24 protein-coding genes are annotated in these 24,256 nt (G+C 74.4%); 9 read left to right on the top strand and 15 right to left on the bottom strand.

Features of this window, described 5'->3' with window-relative positions; genetic code table 11:
• Positions 1-16 precede the first annotated feature (16 nt).
• From EEW87_RS05975 to EEW87_RS05990, 5 genes are read left to right on the top strand one after another with little or no spacing between them, the layout of a single operon-like run.
• A complete protein-coding gene (locus EEW87_RS05975) occupies positions 17-2,647 on the top strand; it encodes a cobyrinic acid a,c-diamide synthase CobB (protein WP_123092791.1) in 2,631 nt (876 codons plus the stop codon).
• Positions 2,644-3,411, top strand: coding sequence for a uroporphyrinogen-III C-methyltransferase (gene cobA / locus EEW87_RS05980; protein WP_123092790.1), 768 nt, complete (start codon positions 2,644-2,646; stop codon positions 3,409-3,411). Before EEW87_RS05975 ends, cobA begins: the two co-directional genes overlap by 4 nt.
• Positions 3,408-4,196 (top strand): adenosylcobinamide-GDP ribazoletransferase, encoded by a 789-nt coding sequence (locus EEW87_RS16805; RefSeq protein ID WP_192826114.1) that lies wholly within the window; start codon positions 3,408-3,410, stop codon positions 4,194-4,196. Before cobA ends, EEW87_RS16805 begins: the two co-directional genes overlap by 4 nt.
• Positions 4,193-4,744, top strand: a complete 552-nt coding sequence (locus EEW87_RS05985) for a bifunctional adenosylcobinamide kinase/adenosylcobinamide-phosphate guanylyltransferase (protein ID WP_192826113.1) — start codon at positions 4,193-4,195, stop codon at positions 4,742-4,744. The genes EEW87_RS16805 and EEW87_RS05985 overlap by 4 nt, the downstream gene beginning before the upstream one ends.
• The gene (locus EEW87_RS05990) at positions 4,741-5,670 is read left to right on the top strand and encodes a CobD/CbiB family cobalamin biosynthesis protein (RefSeq protein WP_123092789.1); all 930 of its coding nucleotides are present in this window, start codon (positions 4,741-4,743) and stop codon (positions 5,668-5,670) included. Before EEW87_RS05985 ends, EEW87_RS05990 begins: the two co-directional genes overlap by 4 nt.
• On the opposite strand, the gene EEW87_RS05995 is transcribed toward EEW87_RS05990, so the two are convergent.
• The 3 genes from EEW87_RS05995 to EEW87_RS06005 are packed head-to-tail and all read right to left on the bottom strand — an operon-like array spanning position 5,654 to position 8,980.
• Positions 5,654-6,406, bottom strand: a complete 753-nt coding sequence (locus tag EEW87_RS05995; RefSeq protein ID WP_123092788.1) for a cobalt-precorrin-6A reductase — start codon at positions 6,404-6,406, stop codon at positions 5,654-5,656. The two genes, EEW87_RS05990 and EEW87_RS05995, sit on opposite strands and share 17 nt — an antisense overlap.
• A gap of 7 nt (positions 6,407-6,413) precedes the next feature.
• Positions 6,414-7,214 carry an HAD family hydrolase gene (locus tag EEW87_RS06000; protein ID WP_224766771.1) on the bottom strand — a complete coding sequence of 267 codons (801 nt, stop codon included), beginning with the start codon at positions 7,212-7,214 and terminating at the stop codon, positions 6,414-6,416.
• The gene (locus EEW87_RS06005) at positions 7,211-8,980 is read right to left on the bottom strand and encodes a proline--tRNA ligase (RefSeq protein ID WP_123092883.1); all 1,770 of its coding nucleotides are present in this window, start codon (positions 8,978-8,980) and stop codon (positions 7,211-7,213) included. Before EEW87_RS06005 ends, EEW87_RS06000 begins: the two co-directional genes overlap by 4 nt.
• 137 nt (positions 8,981-9,117) lie before the next feature.
• Between EEW87_RS06005 and EEW87_RS06010 the strand changes: the two genes are divergently transcribed.
• Positions 9,118-10,074, top strand: coding sequence for a WcbI family polysaccharide biosynthesis putative acetyltransferase (locus tag EEW87_RS06010; RefSeq protein WP_123092787.1), 957 nt, complete (start codon positions 9,118-9,120; stop codon positions 10,072-10,074).
• A gap of 40 nt (positions 10,075-10,114) precedes the next feature.
• Positions 10,115-10,735 carry a pyridoxamine 5'-phosphate oxidase family protein gene (locus EEW87_RS06015; RefSeq protein ID WP_123092786.1) on the top strand — a complete coding sequence of 207 codons (621 nt, stop codon included), beginning with the start codon at positions 10,115-10,117 and terminating at the stop codon, positions 10,733-10,735.
• On the opposite strand, the gene EEW87_RS06020 is transcribed toward EEW87_RS06015, so the two are convergent.
• The 4 genes from EEW87_RS06020 to poxB are packed head-to-tail and all read right to left on the bottom strand — an operon-like array spanning position 10,729 to position 14,315.
• Positions 10,729-11,394 carry a peptidoglycan DD-metalloendopeptidase family protein gene (locus EEW87_RS06020; RefSeq protein ID WP_240341662.1) on the bottom strand — a complete coding sequence of 222 codons (666 nt, stop codon included), beginning with the start codon at positions 11,392-11,394 and terminating at the stop codon, positions 10,729-10,731. The two genes, EEW87_RS06015 and EEW87_RS06020, sit on opposite strands and share 7 nt — an antisense overlap.
• Before the next feature lies 1 nt (position 11,395).
• Positions 11,396-12,184, bottom strand: a complete 789-nt coding sequence (locus tag EEW87_RS06025; RefSeq protein WP_123092785.1) for an SIR2 family NAD-dependent protein deacylase — start codon at positions 12,182-12,184, stop codon at positions 11,396-11,398.
• Positions 12,181-12,582 (bottom strand): DoxX family protein, encoded by a 402-nt coding sequence (locus tag EEW87_RS06030; RefSeq protein WP_123092784.1) that lies wholly within the window; start codon positions 12,580-12,582, stop codon positions 12,181-12,183. The genes EEW87_RS06025 and EEW87_RS06030 overlap by 4 nt, the downstream gene beginning before the upstream one ends.
• 8 nt (positions 12,583-12,590) lie before the next feature.
• Positions 12,591-14,315: a ubiquinone-dependent pyruvate dehydrogenase gene (gene poxB, locus EEW87_RS06035; RefSeq protein WP_123092783.1), complete on the bottom strand. Its 1,725-nt coding sequence runs from the start codon at positions 14,313-14,315 to the stop codon at positions 12,591-12,593.
• Between the two features lie 120 nt (positions 14,316-14,435).
• Between poxB and EEW87_RS06040 the strand changes: the two genes are divergently transcribed.
• Positions 14,436-15,404, top strand: coding sequence for a zinc-binding dehydrogenase (locus tag EEW87_RS06040; protein ID WP_068274792.1), 969 nt, complete (start codon positions 14,436-14,438; stop codon positions 15,402-15,404).
• Between the two features lie 18 nt (positions 15,405-15,422).
• Here EEW87_RS06040 and EEW87_RS06045 read toward each other — a convergent pair whose 3' ends face one another.
• Positions 15,423-16,268 (bottom strand): GNAT family N-acetyltransferase, encoded by an 846-nt coding sequence (locus EEW87_RS06045; RefSeq protein ID WP_123092782.1) that lies wholly within the window; start codon positions 16,266-16,268, stop codon positions 15,423-15,425.
• A gap of 14 nt (positions 16,269-16,282) precedes the next feature.
• Positions 16,283-17,446 (bottom strand): flavodoxin-dependent (E)-4-hydroxy-3-methylbut-2-enyl-diphosphate synthase, encoded by a 1,164-nt coding sequence (gene ispG, locus EEW87_RS06050; protein WP_123092781.1) that lies wholly within the window; start codon positions 17,444-17,446, stop codon positions 16,283-16,285.
• 255 nt (positions 17,447-17,701) lie between these two features.
• On the opposite strand from ispG, the gene EEW87_RS06055 reads away from it, so the two are divergent.
• Positions 17,702-18,667, top strand: coding sequence for a hypothetical protein (locus EEW87_RS06055; RefSeq protein ID WP_123092780.1), 966 nt, complete (start codon positions 17,702-17,704; stop codon positions 18,665-18,667).
• 104 nt (positions 18,668-18,771) lie between these two features.
• Here the strand turns inward: EEW87_RS06055 and EEW87_RS06060 are convergent, their stop codons facing one another.
• The 6 genes from EEW87_RS06060 to EEW87_RS06085 all read right to left on the bottom strand — a co-directional run bounded on the left by EEW87_RS06060 (position 18,772) and on the right by EEW87_RS06085 (position 24,255).
• Complete coding sequence (locus tag EEW87_RS06060) at positions 18,772-20,115, bottom strand: M50 family metallopeptidase (protein WP_192826112.1); 1,344 nt, start codon at positions 20,113-20,115, stop codon at positions 18,772-18,774.
• 4 nt (positions 20,116-20,119) lie between these two features.
• Positions 20,120-21,298, bottom strand: coding sequence for a 1-deoxy-D-xylulose-5-phosphate reductoisomerase (gene dxr / locus EEW87_RS06065; protein WP_123092779.1), 1,179 nt, complete (start codon positions 21,296-21,298; stop codon positions 20,120-20,122).
• Positions 21,295-21,792 carry an acyl-CoA thioesterase gene (locus EEW87_RS06070; RefSeq protein ID WP_224766769.1) on the bottom strand — a complete coding sequence of 166 codons (498 nt, stop codon included), beginning with the start codon at positions 21,790-21,792 and terminating at the stop codon, positions 21,295-21,297. The genes dxr and EEW87_RS06070 overlap by 4 nt, the downstream gene beginning before the upstream one ends.
• Before the next feature lie 88 nt (positions 21,793-21,880).
• Positions 21,881-22,222 carry a barstar family protein gene (locus EEW87_RS06075; RefSeq protein WP_123092778.1) on the bottom strand — a complete coding sequence of 114 codons (342 nt, stop codon included), beginning with the start codon at positions 22,220-22,222 and terminating at the stop codon, positions 21,881-21,883.
• Positions 22,219-22,731, bottom strand: a complete 513-nt coding sequence (locus tag EEW87_RS06080) for a guanyl-specific ribonuclease (protein ID WP_123092777.1) — start codon at positions 22,729-22,731, stop codon at positions 22,219-22,221. Before EEW87_RS06080 ends, EEW87_RS06075 begins: the two co-directional genes overlap by 4 nt.
• 60 nt (positions 22,732-22,791) lie before the next feature.
• Positions 22,792-24,255 (bottom strand): NAD-dependent succinate-semialdehyde dehydrogenase, encoded by a 1,464-nt coding sequence (locus EEW87_RS06085; protein WP_123092776.1) that lies wholly within the window; start codon positions 24,253-24,255, stop codon positions 22,792-22,794.
• Position 24,256: the final 1 nt, after the last annotated feature.

The following is a 24,256-nucleotide window of genomic DNA, read 5'->3' on the forward strand; positions in this document are numbered from 1 at the left end:
GAGGCAAGGGCGAGAGGTGGCCCTGCCGCGGGTGCTCGTCGCCGCCCCCGCGTCCGGCCACGGCAAGACGACGATCGCCGTCGGCATCATGTCCGCGCTCTCCCGTCGCGGGCTCGTCGTCTCCCCGGCGAAGGTCGGCCCCGACTACATCGACCCGGGCTACCACGCCCTGGCGACCGGCCGCCCGAGCCGCACGCTCGACCCGTGGCTCGTCGGCGAGGAGCGTGTCGCGCCCCTGCTCGCCCGCGGCGCGACCCACCCGGTCGCCGCGGACGTCGCCGTCCTCGAGGGCGTCATGGGTCTGCTCGACGGGCGCCTGGGCACCGACGGCTTCGCCTCCAGCGCGCACGTCGCCGCCCTCACCCGCACCCCCGTCGTCCTCGTCGTCGACATCAGCTCGACCTCGCGCACCGTCGCCGCCACCGTGCTCGGGCTCACCCGGATCGACCCAGCCCTCGAGGTCGTCGGCGTCGTCCTCAACAAGGCCGGCACCCCGCGCCACGGGGCCGAGGCCCGCCGCGCCGTCGAGGGCGTCGGCGTCCCCGTCTGGGGCGTCCTGCCTCGCGACGCGGCGATGCACGTGCCCTCGCGCCACCTCGGGCTCGTCCCCGCCGCCGAGCGCGGCCGGGCCGCCGCCACCCTCGACCACATCTCCGGCGTCGCCGAGGAGCACCTCGACCTCGACGCCCTGCTCGCGGCGGCCGCGAGCGCACCGCCGCTGGAGACGGCCCCGTGGTCGCCCGCCCAGGCCCTCGGCCGCGAGCCCGCGCCCCTGCCCGACGACGCCCCGGTCGTCGCCGTGGCCGGCGGGCGCGCCTTCACCTTCCGCTACCCCGAGACCGTCGAGCTGGTCGAGGCCGCCGGCGCGCGCGTCGTCGAGGTCGACCCCGCCCGCGACACCGTGCTGCCCGAGCGGACGTGCGGCCTCTACCTCGGCGGCGGCTTCCCCGAGGTCCACGCCCGCGCCCTCGCGACGAACCGCGAGCTCGTCGGCCAGATCGGCGCGGCCGTCGCCGCCGGCATGCCCACCGTCGCCGAGTGCGCCGGCATGCTCTACCTCGCCCAGAGCATCGACGACCACCCGATGATCGGCTCGCTGCCTGCCCGGGCCGCCATGGGGCGCCGGCTCACCCTCGGCTACCGCGAAGGGGTGTCCCTCACCGACTCCGTCCTCGGCCCCGCCGGCACGACGGTCACCGGGCACGAGTTCCACCGCACGACGACCGACCCGCCCGCGGGCACCGCCGCCGCGTGGCGGCTCGGCGATCGCGACGAGGGCTTCGCGCTCGACCCGGCCGGCACCGGCCGCGCGACCCTCATCGCCTCCTACCTCCACACCCACTGGGCCGGCTCCCCCGCCGTCGCCGCCTCCTTCGTCGACGCGGTCACCACCTTCGAGCGAGGCGCGAGGCGCGGTGCGGGAGGGGTCGCCCCGACTCAGGGGCCTTTGGCTCAGGGACCAGCGACTCAAGGGCCGGACCTCCGTGGCGCAGGGGGGGCGCCCCTTGGGGCTTCGCAGTGGTCGGTCGGCTCGGGCGGGAGAGCGCCGGTTGCCGAGAGCGCGGGTCAGCCCCTGAGTCGGGGCATCCCCCCCAGCTCCACTGCGGCCCGGCCCGTCCTGGCCGACCCCTTGCGGCATCACGGAGATGCCGAGGTCGCCGAGGAGCTCGTCGACCTCGCGGTCAACGTGCGGCTCGAGCGGCCACCGGCATGGCTCATGAGCGCACTTGTCGAGGAGCTCGAGGGCGTCGCCGCCTACCCGGACCCGACCGCTGCGCGGGACGCCCTGGCCGCCCGGCACGGGCTGCGGCGCGAGCAGGTGCTTCCGACGAGCGGCGGTGCCGAGGCCTTCACGCTGCTCGCCCGGGCGCTGCGCCCGCTCGACGCAGTCGTCGTGCACCCGCAGTTCACCGAGCCCGAGGCGGCGCTGCGCGCTGCCGGGCACGAGGTCCGGCGGGTCCTGCTGCGGGCTGATGAGGGCTTCGCGCTGACACCGGGCGCGCTCGCCGAGATCGGCGACGCGGACCTCGTCGTCGTCGGCAACCCCACGAACCCGACGGGCGTGCTCCACCCCGCCGACGTGCTGCGCTCGCTGGCCCGGCCCGGGCGGGTGCTGCTCGTCGACGAGGCCTTCGTCGACGCAGTCCCGCACGAGGCCGAGACACTGCTCACCGGCGACCTCGACGGGGTGCTCGTCGTGCGCTCGCTGACGAAGACCTGGGCCGTGGCCGGGGTGCGCGCCGGGTACCTCGCGGGCGATCCCGAGCTCGTCGCCGCGCTCGCCGCGCACCAGCCGCACTGGTCGGTCGGCTCGCTCGCCCTGCGGGTGATGACCGAGACCGCGACCCCGCGGGCGCTCGCCGAGGCGGGCCGCGCCGCGCAGGAGACGGCGGTCTGGCGTCGTCACCTCCTCGACGGGCTGCACGCCCTCGGCGTGCCGACGGCGGGGGCCGACGCCCCCTTCGTCCTGGCCCAGGTGGGCACCGGTGTGCACGCCGCCCTGCGCGACGCCGGCTGGGCCGTGCGTCGCGGTGACACCTTCCCCGGGCTGGACCCCACCTGGGTGCGGGTCGCCGTGCGCGACCCGCTGACCGTCGACGGCCTGCTGCGCGAGCTGGGCCACCTGCTGCACCGGAGGACCGCATGACGACGACCCCCACGACGACGACCGGACGGGTGCTGCTCGTCGGCGGCGGGCCCGGCGACCCCGGCCTGCTGACGATCGCCGGTCGTGACGCCCTCGCGGTCGCCGACGTCGTCGTCACCGACCGGCTCGCCCCGCTCGCGGCGATCGTCGAGCACGCCCCGCAGGCCGAGGTGATCCACGTCGGCAAGATCCCGCGCGGCGACTTCACCCCGCAGGAGCGGATCAACGAGCTGCTCGTCGAGCACGCGCTCGCGGGGCGGACGGTCGTGCGGCTCAAGGGCGGCGACGGCTACCTCTTCGGCCGCGGCGGCGAGGAGTGGCAGGCCTGCGCCGTCGCCGGGGTGCCGGTCGAGGTCGTGCCGGGCGTGTCCTCCGCCTTTGCCGTCCCGGCCCTCGCCGGGATCCCGGTGACGCACCGCGGGCTCTCGCAGGGGGTCGTCGTCGTCTCGGGGCACGTCGCCCCCGAGGACCCGCGCAGCGAGGTCGACTGGGCGGCGCTCGCGACCTCGCGGCTGACGATCGTCGTCCTCATGGGCGTCGCGACGCTCGGGTCGATCGCCCGGGCGCTCGTGGCGGCCGGCATGCCGGCCGACACCCCCGCGGCGTGCGTCGCCGACGGCGCGAGCCCGCAGCAGCGCAGCGTGCGCGCCCCGCTGTCGGGCATCGCGGCCGCGGCCGACGAGGGAGACTTCGCCCCTCCGGCGATCACCGTCATCGGCGACGTCGTCGTCGCCCTCGACTCGGTCGCCCCGGCGGGCCCGTGAGCCTCGACGCCGGGCTGAGGCTGGCGGTCGGGACCTTCACGCGGGTCCCCAGCGGCGAGGTCTCGACCTCCCCCGCCGCGGCCCGCTCCGCCCTGCTCCTCGCCCCCCTGGCCGTCGTCCCGCTCGCGGCGCTCGCCGGGCTCGTCGGCGCCGCCGTCGAGATCGGGCTGCCCCCGCTCGTCGCGGCCGGGCTGGTCCTCGGCCTGCTCGCCCACGGGTCGCGCGGCATGCACCTCGACGGGCTCGCCGACACCGTCGACGGGCTCGGCGCGGGGTGGGACCGCGAGCGCGCGCTCGCCGTGATGCGCAGCGGCGACGTCGGGCCGATGGGCGTCGTCGCGCTCGTCGTCGCCCTCCTCGTCCAGGCCGCATCCGTCGCCCACCTGCTCGCGCACGGCTGGCGCGGCGCGCTCGTCGTCGCAGCGCTCGTCCTCGCCTCGCGCGCGACCTGCGCCCGGATGTGCACGACCGGCACGACCGCGGCACCCGGCTCGAGCCTGGGACGGGTCTTCGTCGGCACGGTCACCCCGGCCGCGTCCTGGCTGCTCCTCGTCGCCGTCGCCGTCGTCGTCGTCCTGGCCGCGCTCCCCCTGGCCGCGTCGACCGGCCACGTCCTCGCGGTCCTCGCCGGTGCCGCCCTCGCCGTGCTCGTGGCGAGCCAGCTCGCCGTCGTCCTGCGTGGGCGGGCCGCACGGACCTTCGGCGGGGTCGGTGGCGACGTGATCGGCGCCGGGGTCGAGGTGGCCCTCACCGCCTCGCTCGTCATCATGACGGTGGCGTCATGAGCGCCCGGGTGCTCGTCACCGGTGGCGTGCGCTCCGGCAAGTCCCGCCACGCCGAGTCCCTCCTCCTGCCCCCGCACCTCGACGACCAGGCCCCGGTCACCTATCTCGCGTGCGGGCCGCAGCGCGACGACCCCGACTGGGCTGCGCGGGTGCGAGCCCACCGTGATCGCCGGCCGGCGGCGTGGACGACGCTCGAGAGCACCGACGCCGCCGCCGCGCTCACCGCGGCGAGCGGTCCGGTGCTCCTCGACTGCCTCGGCACGTGGCTCACCGCCCAGCTCGACGAGCTCGACGCGTGGGAGAGCCCGCAGGAGCAGTGGGAGGCCGAGCTCGACGCGCGCGTGGACGCCCTCGACACGGCGTGGCGCGCGGCACCGCACGTCGTCGCGGTGACCAACGAGGTGGGTTGGGGCGTCGTCCCGGCCTACCGCTCCGGGCGGGTCTTCGCCGACCGGCTCGGCATGCTGGGCCAACGGCTCGCCCGCAGCGCCACCCGCGTCGACCTCGTGGTCCTCGGGCAGGTGCTGACGATCAAGGACCAGCGGTGACCCGGGTCGACCCGGTCGCCCTCGGGCTCGTCGTCGGCTGGGCCGCGGACCAGGTGCTCGGCGACCCGCGGCGCGGGCACCCCGTCGCGCTCTTCGGGTCCTGGGCCGGCGCCGTCGAGCGCCGCACCTACCGCGACGGACGGCCCGCCGGGGTCCTCACCGAGGTCGTCGTGCTCGCCCCCGTGCTCGCCCTCGGGGCGGCCGCCGGCCGTCTGCCCGCCCCGGCACGGTGCGCCGCGACGGCGGCCCTCGTCTGGACCGCCCTCGGCGGCACGAGCCTCGGGCGAGAGGGCAAAGCCGTGCACGACCTGCTCGTCGGCGACGACCTGCCCGGGGCCCGCACCCGGGTGCGCAACCTCGTCGGGCGCGCGACCCAGGACCTCACCGCCGACGAGGTCGCCCGGGCGGCGCTGGAGTCCGTCGCCGAGAACTCCTCCGACGCCGTCGTCGGCACGCTCGTCTGGGGCGCGCTCCTCGGCCCGGTCGGCGTCGTCCTGCACCGCGGCGCGAACACCCTCGACGCGATGCACGGCCACCGCAGCCCGCGCTACCACCGCTTCGGCTGGGCAGCGGCCCGCGCCGACGACGTCCTGGGCTGGCTGCCCGCGCGGGTGACCGTCCTCGCGACGGCGCTGGCGGCACCCGCGCGGGCGGGGCAGGTCCTCGCCGTCGCGCGGCGCGACGGCCGCGCCCACCCCAGCCCGAACGCCGGTCCGGTCGAGGCGGGCTTCGCGGCCGCGCTCGGCGTGCGCCTCGGCGGGCGCAACGTCTACGGGGGCTCCGTCGAGGACCGGGGCGTTCTCGGGTCGGGGCCCCGCCCCACCGCGGCCGACCTGCCCCGCGCGGTGACGCTTGCCCGACGGGTCGGGGTCGTCGCTCTCGTCCTCGCCGCCGGCGCGCGCCAGGTGCTCAGCGCCCGGAGGTGACCTGCTCGACCCACCGGGTCGCCTGCTCCGCGTCGACCGCCTCGGTCACCCCGTCGGCCCGCCGCGGGCGGGCGACGACGACGACCGGGACCCCCACCCGGCGGGCGGCCTCGAGCTTGGCCTGCGTGTAGCGGCCGCCCGAGTCCTTCGTCAGCAGCACGCCCACCGCGTGGTCGCGCAGGAGCGCCTCCTCGGCGGCGACCTCGAAGGGTCCCCGCGAGCGCAGCACCGTCCAGGTCTGAGGCAGCGGCTCCTCCGGCGGCTCGACGAGCCGGACGAGCACCCCGCGGCGGGCCCAAGGGCCGACGTGGTGGTGCAGGGTCTGCCGCCCGGTCGTGACGAAGGGGGTCCCCCCGGCCCGGTCCGCCGCCTCGCGGGCGGCCTCGTGGCTCTCGACCCAGGTCCACGTCGCCGCGTCCGGGTGGTCCGCCCAGCCGGGGCGGGCCAGCCGCAGCAGCGGCAGGCCGACGGCGGCGCAGGCCGCCGCCGCGTGCGCACCCATCGTCGCGGCGAAGGGGTGGGTGGCGTCGACGACCGCGCTCACGTCGTGCTCCCGCAGCCACCGGACGAGGCCGTCGGCCCCGCCGAAGCCGCCGACGCGCACGGGCCCGACGGGCAGGCGGGGCTGCGAGACCCGGCCGGCGAGCGAGGAGGTGAGGGGCACCCCCTTCGCGTCGAGACGGGCCGCGAGGTCCCTCGCCTCGGCGGTGCCGCCGAGGACGAGCACGTGCGTCATGGCGGGCTCAGCCCTCGAGCCAGCCGTCGACGACGGCGAGGATGTCGACGAGCTCGTGGACGGTCGCGTCGGGCTCGACGTCGACGGCGACCTGCTGGTCGAGCGGGATGTCGCTGTGGGGCACCCAGATGGCGCGCATGCCGAGCTCCTGCGGCCCGAGGACGTCCTCGAAGAGCCGGTCGCCGACGTAGACGGTGCTCGTCGCGTCGACGCCGAGCGCCTGGCAGATCGCGGCGAAGGCCCCCTCGTGGGGCTTGGTCACGCCGATCTCGCTGGAGTAGACGTCGGCGTCGAGCAGGTCGAGCACGCCGTCGCGGGCGAAGACGTCGCGGTGGTAGACGCGGCTCCAGATGGTGTTCGACAGCACGCCGACCTTGAGCCCGCGGGCGCGCAGGCCCTCCCACAGCGGCCGGACCTGCGGGTCGGTGATCGTGTGCGGCTCCCAGAAGCGGCGGTAGGCCGCCAGCGCCAGGTGGTGACGGTCGTGGCGGGGGTCGACCCCGGCCCGGCGCAGCACCTCGTCGAGGCTCGCGCTGCGCTGGTCGCCGCGCGTGCCCTGCCAGGCCTCGTGCTCGGCGGCGAGGATCCGCTCGGCGAGCTCGTGGGCCCGGGCGAGATCGGCCTCGGGCACCTGCGCGGAGTCCACGGGGATGCCGTGGACCTCTCGGGCGAAGACCCGCCACTGCTCGCCGAGGTCGATGGCGTGCCAGGGCGTGAGGGTGCCTCCCCAGTCGAAGACGACCGCCCGGACCGGGCCCGGCGCGGGCCGGCTCGGCGCGACCCGCAGCGGCGTCTCCTCACGGCTCACGACGACCGCACCTCCGCGAGGAGCGCGCTCACGGCCTCGTCGACGGGGACCTCGCGCCGGTCGCCGGTGCGCCGGTCCTTGATCTCGACGACGCCGTCGGCCAGGCCCTTGCCGACGACGAGGATCGTCGGCACGCCGATGAGCTCGGCGTCCTTGAACTTCACGCCGGGGCTGACGCGCCCGGCACGGTCGTCGTAGACGACCTGCAGCCCGTGGCGCTCGAGCTCCTCGGACAGCTCGGCGGCCTTGACGAAGATCTCGTCGCTCTTGCCGGCGGCGACGACGTGGACGTCGAAGGGGGCGACGGAGCGCGGCCAGACCAGGCCCCGCTCGTCGTGGTTGTCCTCGGCGATGACGCCGACGGCGCGGGTGACCCCGATGCCGTAGGAGCCCATGTGCACCGTGACGAGCTTGCCGTTCTCGTCGAGGACCTTGAGGCCGAGCGCCTCGGCGTACTTCTGGCCGAGCTGGAAGATGTGGCCCATCTCGATGCCGCGGGCCAGCGTCAGCGGCCGGCCGTTCGGGCCGAGGTCGCCCTCGCGGATCGCCGCGGCCTGGATCGTCCCGTCGGCGGTGAAGTCACGCCCGTGCACGAGGTCGATGACGTGCTTGCCGTGCTCGTCGGCGCCGGTCACCCAGGCCGAGCCCACCGCGATCGAGGGGTCGAGAAGGTAGCGGATGCCGCGCTCCTCGCCGAGGGCGCCGGGGCCGATGTACCCCTTCGCCAGGTGCGGGTGCGCGGCGAAGTCGCGCTCCTCGAAGGCCTCGACGGCGGCCGGGGCGACCTTCGCCTCGAGACGCTTCGGGTCGACCTCGCGGTCGCCGGGCACGCCGATGGCGAGCGGCTCGCGGCGGCCCTCGGGGTGCTCCTCGTCGGCGGGGTGGACGAGCATGACGATGACGTTCTTCAGCGTGTCGGCCGCGGTCCACGCGCGCCCGTCGGTGCGCGGGTGGTCCCGGTTGAGCGCGGCGACGAGCGTGTCGATCGTCGGGGTGTCGGGGGTGTCCTCGACGTGGGCGGGACCGGCGGTCACCTCGACCGGCTCGGCCTGGGGCACGGTGACGGCCTCGACGTTGGCGGCGTAGCCCTCGCCGTCGCGCACGAAGGTGTCCTCGCCGCCCTCGTTGACCGCGAGGAACTCCTCGCTCGCCGAGCCGCCCATCGCGCCGGAGTCGGCGTGGACGACGACGTACTCGAAGCCGAGGCGGTCGAAGATCTTCACGTACGCGTCGCGGTGGGCGTCGTAGGACTTGCTCAGACCCGCCTCGTCGACGTCGAAGGAGTAGCTGTCCTTCATGACGAACTCGCGCCCGCGCAGCACGCCGGCGCGCGGCCGGGCCTCGTCGCGGTACTTCGTCTGGATCTGGTAGAGCGAGACGGGCAGGTCCTTGTAGGACGTGTAGAGGTCCTTGACCGCGAGGGTGAACATCTCCTCGTGGGTCGGGCCGAGGAGCATGTCGACGCCCTTGCGGTCCTGGAGGCGGAAGAGGTTGGGCCCGTACTCGGTCCACCGGTTCGTCGCCTCGTAGGGCTCCTTGGGCAGCAGCGCCGGGAAGCTCAGCTCCTGGCCGCCCATCGCGTCCATCTCCTCGCGCACGATGCCCTCGACCTTGCGCAGGACCCGCAGCCCGAGCGGCAGCCAGCTGTAGACGCCGGGCGCGGCGCGTCGGACGTAGCCGGCCCGCACGAGCAGCTTGTGCCCCGGCAGCTCGGCGTCCGCCGGGTCCTCGCGGAGGGTGCGGAGGAAGAGGGAGGACATGCGCATGACCACGGTGGTTGGCTCCTGGCAGCTGGGGGTGGGGCAGACGTGCCCGGGCAGGATATCGGTGGTCGGCGGACCGCCCGTCGAGGCGGCCCGGTCGCGAAGGGGGTGAGCCCGCCCCCGGCTGCGAGGCTGGGCCGATGAGCACCCAGCAGTCGACAGGCACCGACGAGGGACGCCGTCGCCACTACGGCGTCTTCTACGGGATCGACCCCCTGCCCGGGGCGGACGAGCCGGGCGCGCGCCCGCTGCTCGCCGTCCTCGGCAACTGCCAGGCCGAGTCCCTGCGCATCACGACGACGACCACCGCCGACGGCACGAGCCCCGTCGGCTCCGTGCGGGTGCCGCCGGTGCACGAGCTCGAGGCGTCGGACATCCCCCACCTGCACCGGCTGCTCCCCCACCTCGACGTCCTCGCCGCGCAGCCGGTCCGCGACGACTACCGAGGCCTGCCGCTCGGCACGAGCCAGGTCCGGGCCCACCTGCGCGAGGACGCCCGGCTCGTCACCCTGCCGGTGCTTCGCGACCCCAGCGCCTACCCCTTCCAGGCGCTCGTGCGCGGCGCCGCCGGCGACCCGCCGGTCGTGCCGTACCACGACCTGCGCACCCTGGCGCAGGCCGCGGACCTCACCGGGGGCCCGCAGACCCTCGCGGCCGACGAGCTCGCCGAGGCCTACCGCACGATCGCCCGCGAGGGTCTCGCCGAGCTCGCGCGCCGGCAGTCCGTCTCGGGCACCCTGCGCGCCGACGACGTCGTCGCCGAGACGCTCGGCGAGGGGTGGACGATCAACCACCCGGGCAACACCGTGCTCGTCGCGCTCGGCGAGCGCCTGCGCGAGGCGATCGGGCTGCCCGCCCCGGGCGCGGACCCCGGCCGGGTCCTCCTGCGCTCGGTGCGCACCCCCCTTCGCGAGGACGTCGTCGAGGCCCTCGACCTGCCCCACGAGCCGCGGGCGGACTGGCTCGTCGGTGGCGAGGTCGTCGCCGACGACGAGGTCCGCGAGACCCAGGCGCGCTGGTACGCCGAGCACCCCGAGATGGTGAGCGCCGGCGTCGAGCGGCACGGCGAGCGCCTGCGCCTGCTCGGCTGGCGCTGAGGTCGCGCCCGCTCGCGGGCGGCCGTGCCACGATCGGCGCATGGACGAGCGACCGGTCACCACCCTCGAGCAGCTCACCGATCTCGTCGGCGAGCCCCTCCCCCGGGTCCGCGACAAGGTCCGCACCCACCTCACCGACGTCGACCGCCGGTGGCTGGCCGCCACCCCCTTCGTCGTCGTCGCGACCTCGGCCGCCGACGGGAGCGTCGACGCCTCGCCGAAGGGGGACCCCGCCGGCTCCCTCGTCCACGTCCTCGACGAGCGGACCGTCGCGATCGCCGAGCGACCGGGCAACCGTCGGGTCGACGGCTACCGCAACGTCCTGACCAACCCGCATGTCGGCCTGCTGTGCGTCATCCCCGGTCGCGGCGACACGTTGCGGGTCGGCGGCCGGGCACGTCTCGTCGCGGACGCGCCGTGGTTCGACGACCTCGTCGTGCGCGGTCACCGTCCGGTGCTCGCGCTCGTCGTCGAGGTCGAGGAGGTCTTCCACCACTGCGCGAAGGCCTTCCTGCGCAGCGGGCTGTGGGAGCCGCAGACCTGGCAGCCGGACGTGGTGGAGTCGCGCGCCGAGATCGCGCACGCGCTCGAGCGCCCGGAGGACAGCGTCGAGGAGCTGCGCGAGTACTACGGCGAGAGGTACGCGCAGCAGCTCTACTGACCGGGCGCCGGCCGGCCCGTGACGACCTCGCCCTCCTCGGGCACGCGGGGACCTCCCGGGAGCCGGAAGGCCAGCGGCACGCCCCGCGCGCGCTCCCAGTCGGTGGTGTCGCTGACCTGCAGGTGGACGTGCGGCTCGGTGCTGTTGCCCGAGCTCCCGCACTCGCCGAGGACGTCCCCGGGGCGCACGCGGTCGCCGACGGCGACCCGTGGCGAGCCGTGCCGCAGGTGGGCGAGGACGACGACCGGGCCACCCGGGGCGATCTCGAGGACGACGTGGTTGCCGGCGAGCGCGGCGTGACCCCGGCGGGCGCGCCTCGCCTGGGTGAGGGCGTAGCCGAGCAGGGCGAAGGGGGACCGCCTCGCCTCGTGGTCGGGCTCGCCGTCGTGGACGAGCAGGACCGTGCCGGCGACGGGGGCGAGGATCTCGGCGCCGAAGCCGACGAAGCGTTGCGGGGCCTCGGTGGCGAGCGCGCTGCGCCACGAGCGCGGGGCGCTGCGGCCGTGCTCGTCGACGGCGACGAAGTCGATGGCGTGGCTCGTGCCGTAGAGGGTCGTGCCGTGGCTGGGCACGCGGCGGGCCGGGCTCATCTCGGTGCGCCAGCGCCCGCGGAAGGGCAGGTCGAGGACGACGGGGCCGGTCACGCCGTCCCCGTCCACGTCAGCCCTCGTCGAGCGCGGCGACGAGGGCGGGCAGGGCGGTCGCGGCACCGGCGCGCACGTGGTGGTGGCACAGGTCGGAGACGTCGCTGGGCTGCGGGTTGACCTCGACGACGACGGCGCCCTGGCCGAGGGCCATCGCGGGCAGACCCGCGGCCGGGTAGACCAGGCCGCTCGTGCCGACGACGAGGACGACGTCTCCCCCGTCGAGCCGCTCGACGGCGCCGACCGCTGCGTCCCACGCGTCGCGCGGCATCTCCTCGCCGAACCACACGACCCCGGGTCGGACGTCACCGCCGCACGCGGGGCACGTCGGCGGGTCGAGCCTCTCGACCGGCTCGTCGGGCACGGCGAGCTCGCCCTGCCACGGGGTCGCGCAGTCGCGGCAGCGGAAGGACAGGAGGGACCCGTGGACGTGCGAGAGGACGCGAGAGCCGGCGCGCTCGTGGAGGTCGTCGACGTTCTGCGTGACGACCTCGACGTCGCGCAGGCGGGCGAGGTCGGCGACCGCCCGGTGACCCGCATGGGGCTCGACCCGGCGCAGCAGGGCGGCCCGCCACGCGTACCAGGCCCACACGAAGGGAGGGTCGTCGTCCCAGGCCTCCTGGGTCGCCAGGGAGGAGGGGTCGAAGCGCTCCCAGAGCCCGCTCTGCGCGTCGCGGAAGGTCGGCACGCCGGACTCGGCGCTCATGCCGGCGCCGGAGAGGACGAGGACCCGACGGGCAGCGCGGAGGGCGTCGACGACGGCGGGGTCGGCGGACGAGGTGGGCTCCCCCACGTCGGCGCTCATCGCCGTGGTGCGCTGCGGGCGGCCCGTAGCGCGGCGCGCACGAGCGGGAGCTGGAGGGGCAGCCGGGCCAGGGTGCCGGCGAAGGCGGCCCGGGAGCCGGTCGTGCGGCGGCGACGGGCGCGCCGGCCGTGGTCGAGGCTCATCTGGACGTTGGCGGGCAGGACCGCGACGAGCAGCGCGGCGCTGGCCAGACCGGCGACCCGACGGGTGCGCGGCACGAGCAGGCCTGCGCCGCAGAGGATCTCGAGGACGCCGGAGACGTAGACGAGCTCGCGCCGGTGGCCCCGCAGCGGGGCCGGGACGATCGACTCGAAGACCTGGGGGCGCACGAGGTGCACGACTCCGGAGGTGATGAGCAGACCGGCCAGGCCGGTGGTCGACAGGTCGCGACGGGGCACGGGCTCTCCTAGAGGATCTGGCGCAGGTTGGCGCGCGAGAGGTCGAGCAGCTCGTCGCCGCGGCCGGACATCACGGTGCGCAGGGCGTAGAGGGTGAAGCCCTTGACCTGCTCGGCGGAGATGGCCGGGGGGATCGTCAGCTCCTGGCGCTCGGTGACGACGTCGACGAGGGCGGGTCCGTCGTGGGCGAAGGCCTCGCGCAGCGCGCCCTCGAGGTCCTCGGAGCGCTCGACCCGCCAGCCGCGGATGCCGACCGCCTCGGCGACCTTCGAGAAGTCGGGGTTGTCCAGACCGGTGCCGAAGTCGGGCAGCCCGGCGGCCTTCATCTCGAGCTCGACGAAGTTCAGCGAGCTGTTGTTGAGGACGACGACCTTGATCGGCAGGTCGTGCTGGCGCACGGTGAGCAGCTCGCCCATGAGCATGGCCAGCCCGCCGTCCCCGCTGAGGGTGACGACCTGGCGGTCCGGGTAGGCGCTCTGCGCGCCGATCGCGTGCGGCACGGCGTTGGCCATCGACCCGTGGACGAAGGAGCCGATGACGCGTCGGTCGCCGCGGCAGCTGAGGTAGCGGGCGGCGTAGACGACCGGCGAGCCGACGTCGGGGATGAAGACGGCGTCGTCGGCGGCGATCTCGTCGACGAGCCGGGCGAGGTACTGCGGGTGGATCGCCTGGCGCCGCTTCGAGGGCACGGCGAGGTCGTCGAGCCGCTCGCGGGTGCGGCGGTAGTGCTTCACCGAGTCCTCGAGGTGGTCGCGGTCCTTCGCCCGCGTGAGGAGCGGGAGCAGCTCGCGCACGGTGTCGCGGACGTCGCCGACGAGCCCGACCTCGAGGGGCACGCGCTTGCCGAGCTGCTCGCCGCGGACGTCGACCTGGATGACCTTCGCGTGCTCGGGGAAGAACTGGCGGTAGGGGAAGTCGGTGCCGAGCATGAGGATCGTGTCGGCCCGCTCCATCGCGCGGTAGCCGGAGGCGAAGCCGAGCAGACCGGTGAGACCGACGTCGAAGGGGTTGTCCCCCTCGACGTGCTGCTTGCCGCGCAGGGAGTGCACGACCGGGGCGCCGAGGGTGTCGGCGAGCTGGAGGACCTCGGCCTTCGCGCCCTCCGCGCCGACGCCCACGAGCAGGGTCGTGCGCCGGGAGCGGCTCAGCAGGTCGGCTGCCCGCTGCAGCTGCTCGGCGTCGGGGACGACGCGGGCGCGGGCGCGCTCGACGACGGTGACCCGGGTGTCCTGGGCCTCGAGCTGGGCGACGTCCCCGGGGATGACGAGCACGGCGACCCCGCGCTGCTGGATCGCCGCGCGCATCGCGGTCTCGAGCATCCGCGGCATCTGCGAGGCGTTGGAGACCATCTCGCAGTAGACGCTGCACTCCTGGAAGAGGTTCTGCGGGTGCGTCTCCTGGAAGTAACCGCTGCCGATCTCCGAGCTCGGGATCTGCGCCGCGATGGCCAGCACGGGCACCCGCGAGCGCTGGGCGTCGAAGAGTCCGTTGATGAGGTGGAGGTTGCCGGGGCCGCAGCTGCCGAAGCAGACGGAGAGCTCACCGGTGAGCTCGGCGTCGGCCGCGGCGGCGAAGGCCGCCGACTCCTCGTGCCGCACGAGCTGCCAGGCGATGCTGCCGTCCCGGCGCATCGCCTCGGTGAAGCCGTTGAGCGAGTCGCCGGGGACCCCGTACGCACGGGTCACCCCGTTGGCCCTCAGGGTGGCGATGACGGTGTCCGCGATGGTGGCCATGCGGGCTCTCCCTTCGGTCGAACGTGCTGTCCTCGCCACGCTAGACCCCTGCCCGACCCGACCCGGCGGGCGGGGCCCCTCGTAGGGTGAGCGCGACACCACCGAGGACGAGGAGACCCCGTGCGCGCCGTGTACGCCGAGAGCATCACCCCTGACGACCCCCTGGCCGGCCTCGTCGTCGGCGAGCGCCCCGAGCCCGAGGTGCCGGACGGCTGGGCCCGGGTCAGCGTCCGGGCGGCGGCGCTCAACCACCACGACCTGTGGTCGCTGCGCGGGGTCGGTCTCGGGCAGGACAAGCTCCCGATGGTCCTCGGGTGCGACGCCGCGGGCGTCGACGAGGACGGCCGCGAGGTGATCGTCCACGCGGTGATCTCCGACCCGTCGTGGACCGGCGACGAGACGATGGACCCGCGCCGCTCGCTGCTCAGCGAGCGCCACCAGGGCACCTTCGCCGACACCGTCGTCGTGCCCCGGCGCAACCTCCTGCCCAAGCCGGCCGACCTCACCTTCGAGGAGGCGGCCTGCCTGCCGACCGCCTGGCTCACGGCCTACCGGATGCTCTTCACCCGCGGCGAGCTGCGCCCGGGGCAGAGCGTGCTCGTCCAGGGCGTCGGGGGCGGCGTCGCCACAGCGCTCGTCGTCCTCGGCCACGCGGCGGGGCTGCGGGTGCTCGCCACCTCGCGCGACGAGGCGAAGCGGGCCCGTGCCCTCGAGCTCGGCGCCGACGCGGTCTTCGAGAGCGGCGAGCGTCTGCCCGAGAAGGTCGACGCCGTGATGGAGACGGTGGGCCGCGCCACGTGGAGCCACTCGATCCGCTCCCTTCGCCCCGGCGGGACGCTCGTCGTCTCCGGGACGACGAGCGGGCCGCAGCTCGACGACGCGGAGCTCACCCGGATCTTCTTCCTCCAGCTGCGGGTCGTCGGCTCGACGATGGGCACCCTGCAGGAGCTGCGCGATCTCACGGCGCTGCTCGCCGTGAGCGGGGCACGGCCGGTGATCCACGACGTCGTGCCGGTCGAGCGGGCGCGTGACGCCTTCGCCGAGATGGAGCGCGGCGACATGGTCGGCAAGCTCGTGCTCACCTTCTGAGGGCCGTCGGCTGGTCCCTCAGAAGAGGATCGTCGCGAAGGCCCCGATCCGCTCCATGCCGATGCGCTCGTAGGTGGCGATCGCCGGCGCGTTGTAGTCGTTGACGTAGAGCGTCACCCACGGGGCGTGGTGGGCCAGCGTCATCTCGACGACGCTGGCCATCATCGGGGCCGCGAGGCCCTGGCCGCGCAGGTGCGGGGCGAGCCAGACGCCCTGGATCTGCGCGCAGCCGAGCGCCACCGACCCGACGTCGGCCTTGAAGATCACCGCGCCGTCCTCGACGACGACGTAGGTGCGGTTCTTGCGCAGCAGCGTGCGCAGCGTGTCCGCGTAGTACGTCGAGGAGCCCTGGTAGGGCGGGTAGCCGATCTCCTCCGTGAACATGTGCTCGGCCGCCGGGAGGACGAGGTCGGTCTCCTCGACGAGGCCGGGGCGCACGCGGGGGTCGAGCTCGACGCCCCGGCTCGAGGGGGTGTCGCGCATGCCCATGAGCGGCTGCTGCCCGCGCACCGAGCGGGGCCGCCCGAAGCTCTCGCCGACCTCGTCCCACATGGCCATGACCTCGTCGTGGGGGCCGAGGAAGGACGCGCAGCGTCGGCGCACCTTGCGCACGCGGTCGGCGAAGGCGGCGCGGCTGTCGGCGTGGGTGGACACGGGCACGACGTTGGCGATGGTCCACACCATCGAGGTGAGGGCCTCGTCCTCGAAGTACCCCGAGACGGCCGTGCTGCCGAGCCCGAGCGCGCCGTCGAGGATCCGGCTGGCGACGTAGACGTTGGCCGCGGGGTCCTGGGCGCACAGCTCGAGGGCGGCCTCACGATCATCTGTCGTCAGGAGCCTCACGGGCGAGCGGGTGCGCAGCACGCGCTCAGCGTAGGTCAGCCGACGGTGACGGTGGGGCTGCCCGCGCCGTCCTCCTCGTCGACGGGCTCGCCGATCTCCTCGGCGATGCGCATGGCCTCCTCGATGAGGGTCTCGACGATCTTGCTCTCGGGGACGGTCTTGATGACCTCGCCCTTGACGAAGATCTGGCCCTTCCCGTTGCCGGACGCGACGCCGAGGTCGGCCTCGCGGGCCTCGCCCGGGCCGTTGACGACGCAGCCCATGACGGCGACGCGCAGGGGGACGGTCATCCCCTCGAGCCCGGCGGTCACCTCGTCGGCGAGCTTGTAGACGTCGACCTGGGCACGGCCGCAGCTGGGGCAGGAGACGATCTCGAGCTTGCGCGGGCGCAGGCCGAGGGACTGGAGGATCTGGATGCCGACCTTGACCTCCTCGACCGGCGGGGCCGAGAGGGAGACGCGGATCGTGTCACCGATGCCGCGCGAGAGCAGCGCGCCGAAGGCGGTGGCCGACTTGATCGTGCCCTGGAAGGCGGGACCGGCCTCGGTGACACCGAGGTGCAACGGCCAGTCGCCGCGCTCGGCGAGCAGCTCGTAGGCGCGCACCATCGTCACGGGGTCGTTGTGCTTGACCGAGATCTTGAAGTCGTGGAAGTCGTGCTCCTCGAACAGGCCCGCCTCCCACACGGCGGACTCGACGAGCGCCTCGGGGGTGGCCTTGCCGTAGCGCTCGAGCAGGCGCTTGTCGAGGCTGCCGGCGTTGACGCCGATCCGGATCGAGGTGCCGTGGTCCTTCGCGGCCTTGGCGATCTCGCCGACCTGGTCGTCGAACTGGCGGATGTTGCCGGGGTTGACCCGCACCGCCGCGCACCCCGCCTCGATCGCCTGGAAGACGTACTTCGGCTGGAAGTGGATGTCGGCGATGACCGGGATCTGGCTGTGCTGGGCGATCTCGGCGAGCGCGTCGGCGTCGTCCTGGCTCGGGCACGCGACGCGCACGATGTCGCAACCGGCCGCGGTGAGCTCGGCGATCTGCTGGAGGGTGGAGTTGACGTCGGAGGTCAGCGTCGTCGTCATCGACTGCACCGAGATCGGCGACTCGCTGCCGACCCCGACCGACCCGACCTTGATCTGCCGGGTGGGGCGACGGGGGGCGATCACGGGCGCGGGGGCCTTCGGCATGCCGAGGGAGACAGTCATGCCCTCATTATCCCCCTTCGGCTGTGAGTGGTCTGGGCACTCCCCCACCCCGGTGCGAGCTACGGCGCAGTAGTGGCTGCGATCGCAGCCACTACTGCGCCGTAGCAGGCGGCGAAGGGGGCACCGTCGGGCCTCCTGGGCGGCCCCGACCCCGGCCGCGAGAGAGGGATCCACAGACCGCGAGGTGGGCCCGCCCTAGTCCACAGCTGCACTGATGTCGTCGCGGAGCTCTCTCGGCAGCACCACGGTGCTGTCATGACCTACGACCCCGTGGAGGACCTGCCCGACGAGGTCCACAAGATCCTGGCGCGGCAGGACGGCCTGGTCACCCGGGCACAGCTCACGCTCCACCAGGTGCCGCGAGAACGCACGCGCTGGCGATCCGGCCGACACTGGACGGCGATCCTGCCGAACGTCTTCCTCGTCGACCGCGCACCTGCGACGGAGCGGCAGAGATGCATCGCCGCGCTGCTCTGGGCAGGTCCCCGCGCCTACCTCACCGGCCCGTCGGCGGCTCGGCTTCACGGCCTGTCTGTCGCCGAGCCGGCACGCGTGCTGATGCTCACCCCCGAGCCGTGCCGGTCCCGCGAGCACGGGTTCGCCACGGTGCGCCGGACGACGGTCGCCGACCACGCGGTCGTCGAGCGAGGCCCGCTGAGGTATGCGAGCGCGGCCCGGGCTGCCATCGACACCGCCGCCGTGCGCCCCTTCGCCGACGCCCGCTCGGCCCTCCTCATCGAGGCGGTCCAGACGGGCACGACCGACGTCGCCGAGCTCCACGAGTGGCTGTGCCGACTACGCACCCGCGAAGCGAAGCAGCTCCTCGTGCCCCTCCAGCACGCGGCGTCGGGCGCCTGGTCGCTCCCCGAGGCTGAGCTCCTGGACCTCGTCGCGACCTCCGAGATCCTGCCGCTGCCGATGGCCAACCCAGCGCTCACCACCGCGGACGGTCGTGCCCTGCTCACGCCCGACGTGTGGTTCGACGACGTCGGACTGGCGGTGATGGTCCACTCGCACCTGCATCACTCGCAAGGGCAGGACTGGGTCGAGACCGTAGAGCGCGACGGTGACCTCACGCGTGTCGGCGTGGTCGTCGCCGGGGTGACGCCGACTGGTCTGCGTCAGGACCCGAGCGGGACCCTGCGACGGCTCGAGGACACCTACGTCGCCGCACAGGGACGCTCCCGGCCTGACGTCGTCGCGATCCCGAAGCTCTCCTGACGCCCGTCGCCTCACCGTCCCGGGCGACCTGACGACCCCGCTACGACGCAGTATTGGCTGCGATCGCGACCACTACTGCGCCGTAGCTCGCACAAGTGGAGGGGTCAGAGGAGCTTGATCGGCTTGACGATGTCGGCGTAGACGAGCAGGACCGTCATGGCGATGAAGGTCAGGGCGACGCCGTAGGCCAGGGGCAGGGCCTTCGCGACGTCGACCGGGCCGGGGTCGGGCAGGCCGCGGACGCGGGCCCAGCCCTTCTTCACGCCCTCCCACAGCGCGCCGGCGACGTGGCCGCCGTCGAGCGGGAGGAGCGGGATGAGGTTGAAGGCGAAGAGCATGAGGTTGAGCGAGCCGATGAGGCTGATGATCATCATGAGCTTCTCGACCGGGGTGCCGAACTCGTCCGAGCTCGCCACCTCGCCGGCGACCCGGCCGACGCCGACGACCGACATCGGGCTCTCGGGGTCGCGCTCCTCGCTGCCGAAGGCCGCCTGGTAGACCCCGACGAGCTTCTGCGGGATCTTCGCGACGGCGGAGAAGGTCGTCACGAGCATGTCGCCGAAGAGCGCGGGCACCTCGGTCACGGGCTGCTTGACGCGCACGGGGGTGCCGCTCGCGCCGAGGAAGCCGGCCTGCTCGAGGACGGGCTCCCCCTTCGCGTCCTCGACGACCCGGCCGTCGTCGCCGATCTTCGGCTGGTCGAGGACGATCGGGGTCGCGGTGACGGTCTCGTCGCGCCCCCCGCGGTCGATGGCGATGCGCATCTCGCGGTCGCCGTTGGCGCGGATCTGCGCGCGCACCTCGTCCCACGTCGTCACGGCCTGGCCGTTGATCGCCGTGATCGTGTCGCCGGGGCGCAGGCCCGCCTCGTTGGCCGGGGCCGTGGGCATGTCGGGCGTGCACTCCTGCGCGGTGCTCTGCCCGGCCTTGGTGAGGTCGACGCACTCGCTGACGGAGGAGAGCCTCGGCGAGGTCTGCACCGTGCCGTAGAGGGTGAAAATGCCGCCGAAGATGACGAAGGCGATGAGGAGGTTCATCATCGGCCCGCCGAGCATGACGGTGATCTTCTTCGGCACGGACAGCTTGTAGAAGAGCCGGTCCTCGTCGCCGGGTCGCACCTCCTCGAAGGACTGCGCGCGCGCCTCGTCGGCGAGCTGGCTGAAGCGGCCCGTGCTCGATGTGCGGATCGTGCCCGGCTCGTCACCCGCACGTGGCGGGAACATGCCGATCATCCGGATGTAGCCGCCGAGAGGGATCGCCTTGACGCCGTACTCGGTCTCTCCGCGCCGTCGCGAGAAGACCGTCGGGCCGAAGCCGACCATGTACTGCGGGACGCGCACGCCGAAGCGCTTGGCGGGCACGAGGTGCCCGATCTCGTGCAGCGCGATCGACAGCGCGATGCCGAGGAAGACGAGCACGACCCCTGCGAGGAAGAGCATGGTCGCCATCGTCTCATCCCCTCACGACAGCCGCAGCGACCTCGCGCGCCCAGCGGTCCGCGGCGAGCACGCCGTCGAGGCTGTGGGCGTCGAAGTCGCCCCCGTCATGGCGCCCGACGACCTCGGCGACGGTGTCGACGATCCCGACGAAGGGCAGCGCCCCGTCGTGGAAGGCGTCGACGGCCACCTCGTTGGCCGCGTTGTAGACGGCGGGGTAGGTGCCACCGGCGGTGCCGACCTGGCGGGCGAGCTCCACGGCGGGGAAGGCGACGTCGTCGATCGGCGCGAAGTCCCAGCTCTGCACCTGGGTCCAGTCGCACGGCTCGTCGACGTCGGGCAGGCGCTCGGGCCACGACAGCCCGAGCGCGATCGGCACGAGCATCCGCGGCGGACCCATCTGCGCGATCGTCGACCCGTCGTGGAACTCGACCATCGAGTGGATCTGCTGCTGCGGGTGCACGACGGTGGCGATCCGCTCGAAGGGGATGTCGAAGAGCAGGTGGGCCTCGATGACCTCGAGACCCTTGTTGACCAGGGTCGCCGAGTTCGTCGTGATGACGCGGCCCATGGCGAAGTTGGGGTGGGCCAGGGCCTCCTGCGGCGTCACCTCGGCGAGCTGCTCGCGGGTGCGACCGCGGAAGGGACCGCCGCTCGCGGTGACGACGAGGCGCCGCACCTCCGACGACCGTCCGCCCCGCAGGCACTGCGCGATGGCCGAGTGCTCGGAGTCGACGGGGACGACCTGGTCGGGCCCGGCGAGGTCGCGCACGAGCGGGCCGCCGATGATGAGCGACTCCTTGTTCGCCAGCGCGAGCGTCGTGCCCGCCCGCAGGGCGGCGAGCGTCGGCCGCAGCCCGATCGCGCCGGTGATGCCGTTGAGCACGACGTCGGCCTCGCGCCCGGCGACCTCGGTCGAGGCGTCCTCGCCGACGAGCACCTCCGGGGCGTACCCGGTGACGCCCGCGGCGTCCGCGGCGGACCGCACGGCCGCCCGCAGGTCCTCCGTCGAGCCCGTCGCCGCCGCGACGAGTGGCGCCCGGTGCGCGACGGCCTGCTCTGCGAGCAGGCCGACGTTCGACCCGCCCGCCAGCGCCCCGACCTCGAAGCGCTCGGCGTTCGCGGAGATGACGTCGAGCCCCTGGGTGCCGATGGAGCCCGTCGACCCCAGGAGGGTGACGCGGGTGCGGGTCATGCCGCACCCCCTTCGCCACGCGAGGTGCGGATCTCGTCACGCCGGGCCAGCCGGTGGCGCCGTCTGATCTGCGCCTCGCGGAAGCGGCGGTGCTCCTCCTCGGTCTCGACGCTCAGCTCGGGCACCGGACGGGTCTGCCCGTCGGCGTCTACGGCGACCATGACGAGGTAGGCCGAGGCGACGTGCACGCGCGGCGCGACGCTGTCCCAGCGGTCGGCCTCGGCGCGCACCCCGACCTCCATCGAGCTGCGCCCCGCCCAGTTGATCTGGGCGCTCACGTGCAGGACGTCCCCGACCCGCACCGGGGTGAGGAAGGTCATCTCGTCCATCCCGGCGGTCACCGCGGGCCCCTGCGCAAAGCGGTTGGCCACGACGCCGGCGCAGTCGTCGACCATCTTCATGATGTTGCCGCCGTGGATCGTGCCGAGGAGGTTGGCCTCCGTCGCGTTCATCACGTGGCTGAGGGTGACCTGGGTCGAGGTGGGGGTCGTCACGCCCCCATGATCCCCCACCGCGCCGGCCCACCGCGCCGGCCCGCCCGTCGGGCAGCCCGCCAGCCTGCGCTCCGACCCACCGCGCAGGTCAGCCCGCGCGGGCGATCTCGACGGCCACCGTCAGCTGTTCCGCGTCGTGCTCGAGGTCGCCGAGGACGCCGAGCAGCGCCTGGTCCTCGAGCACGCCGGACGCGGCAGTCGGCCGCCACAGCAGGGTCCACGCGCCGTGGTGCCGCGTCGCGACCTCCATGAGGCTGTCGTAGAGCGCGTCGAGGTTGCGCCCGAAGTGCTCGGGCAGGTCGAAGGACGCGGCGAAGGCGTCGTACGCGGTCTCGCGGTCGGACCCGCCGTCGACGACGTGGACGTGCACGTGGTGGTGCATCGCCTCGACGAGCAGGGCGTCGACGGCCTCGGGCCGCAGCCGGATCACGACCCCACCTCGACCTGACGGAAGCTCGCGTAGTGGTCGGCCGTGTAGTACGTGTCGCCCTCGTCGCCGACGACGAGGCGGCGCGCCCCGCGGTCGTCCTCGCCGGGCGTCGGCACGGTGTACTCGGCGTAGTACCCGCGCTCGCGGATCGGCAGGATCCGCTCGCGGTTGCCGAAGGTCACCCCGTCGCGGTCGTACGGGAAGGGCCCGCCGGCCGCGACCAGCGCGAGAGTGCGGCGCCCCTCGGGCGGCAGCGAGGAGGCGGGGACCGTCGACAGCCCCGAGTCCGGCGTCGCCGCCGCGGCGGGCCGCGCGGAGGACGAGCGCGAAGGGGTCGACGACCGCGAGGCGGGCGGCGACGGCTGCGCGGAGGTGGACGACGTCGACGAGGACGACGGGGCGCCGGCCGGCTCCCCGTCGTCGCCGCCGCCGATCGTCAGCCAGGCGGCGAGGAGGAGCAGGAGCACCCCGGCGACCACCTGCAGCCGCTGCCGCCAGGTCGTGCTCACGCGCGTGCCGTCGAGGGTGCCATGGGGAGATTGTGCAGCCCCGTGGCACCCGCGGCGGGCCTACAGGGCGATGCCGATGTACTTCGTCTCGAGGTACTCCTCGATGCCCTCGAATCCCCCTTCGCGCCCGTAGCCCGAGTGCTTGACCCCGCCGAAGGGGGCGGAGGGGTTGGAGACGACGCCCTGGTTGACCCCGACCATGCCGAAGTCGAGGGCCTCGGCGACGCGGATCATCCGCGAGGCGTCCCGCGTGTAGACGTAGCCGACGAGCCCGTACTCGGTGCCGTTGGCGATGCGCACGGCCTCGTCCTCGCTGCTGAAGGTCGTGATCGGCGCGACCGGGCCGAAGATCTCCTCGCGCATGACGCGCGAGCCCGCGGCGACGTCGGTGAGCACGGTCGGCGGGTAGAACCAGCCCTCGCCCTGCGGCACCTCGCCGCCGGTGAGCACGGTGGCGCCGCCCTCGACGGCCTCGTCGACGAGCGCGGCGACCCCGTCACGGGCCTTGCTCGTGATGAGCGGGCCGACCTGGACGCCGTCCTTCGTGCCCTGGCCGACGGTGAGCCCGCCCATCCGCTCGGCGAACTTCGTCGAGAACTCCTGCGCGACGTCCTCGTGGACGAGGAAGCGGTTGGCGGCGGTGCACGCCTCGCCGATGTTGCGCATCTTGGCCTGCATCGCGCCCTCGACCGCGGCGTCGACGTCGGCGTCCTCGAAGACGACGAAGGGGGCGTTGCCGCCGAGCTCCATCGACAGGCGCAGCAGCTGCTCGGAGGACTGCTCGACGAGCTTCTGCCCGACCCCGGTCGAGCCGGTGAAGGTCAGCTTGCGCAGGCGCGGGTCACGGATGATCGGCTCGCTCACCTCGCCCGAGCTGCTCGTCGTCACGACGTTGAGCACGCCGGCGGGCAGGCCGACCTCCTCGAGGGTCTTCGCGAGCGCGAGCATCGTCAGCGGGGTCTCGTGCGCCGGCTTGACGACCATCGTGCAGCCGGCGGCGATGGCCGGGCCGATCTTGCGGGTGCCCATGGCGAGGGGGAAGTTCCAGGGCGTGATCATGAAGGTCGGGCCGACGGGCTGCTTCGTCGTGAGCAGCCGGGTGCCGCCGCTGGGCGCCACGGCGTAGCGGCCGTGGATGCGCACGGCCTCCTCGGCGAACCAGCGGAAGAACTCGTTGCCGTAGGTGACCTCGCCGCGGGCCTCGGCGAGCGGCTTGCCCATCTCGAGGGTCATGAGCATCGCGAAGGTCTCCGAGCGCTCGCGCACGAGCTCGAAGGCGCTGCGCAGGATCTCGGAGCGGGTGCGCGGCTCGGTCGCCGCCCACTCGGCCTGCGCGGCGACGGCGGCGTCGAGCGCGGCGGCCCCGTCGGCGGCGGTGCCGTCGGCCACCTGGGTGAGGGTCTGACCCGTCGCCGGGTCGTCGACGGCGAAGGTCGCGCCGCCGGTCGCGTCGCGCCACTCACCCCCGATGAAGAGCTGGGTGGGGGCGAGCTCGAGAGCGGACAGCTGGGTCACGTCGGCCATG

The organism is Janibacter melonis (genome assembly GCF_003721155.3).
Classification (GTDB): Bacteria; Actinomycetota; Actinomycetes; order Actinomycetales; family Dermatophilaceae; genus Marihabitans; species Marihabitans melonis.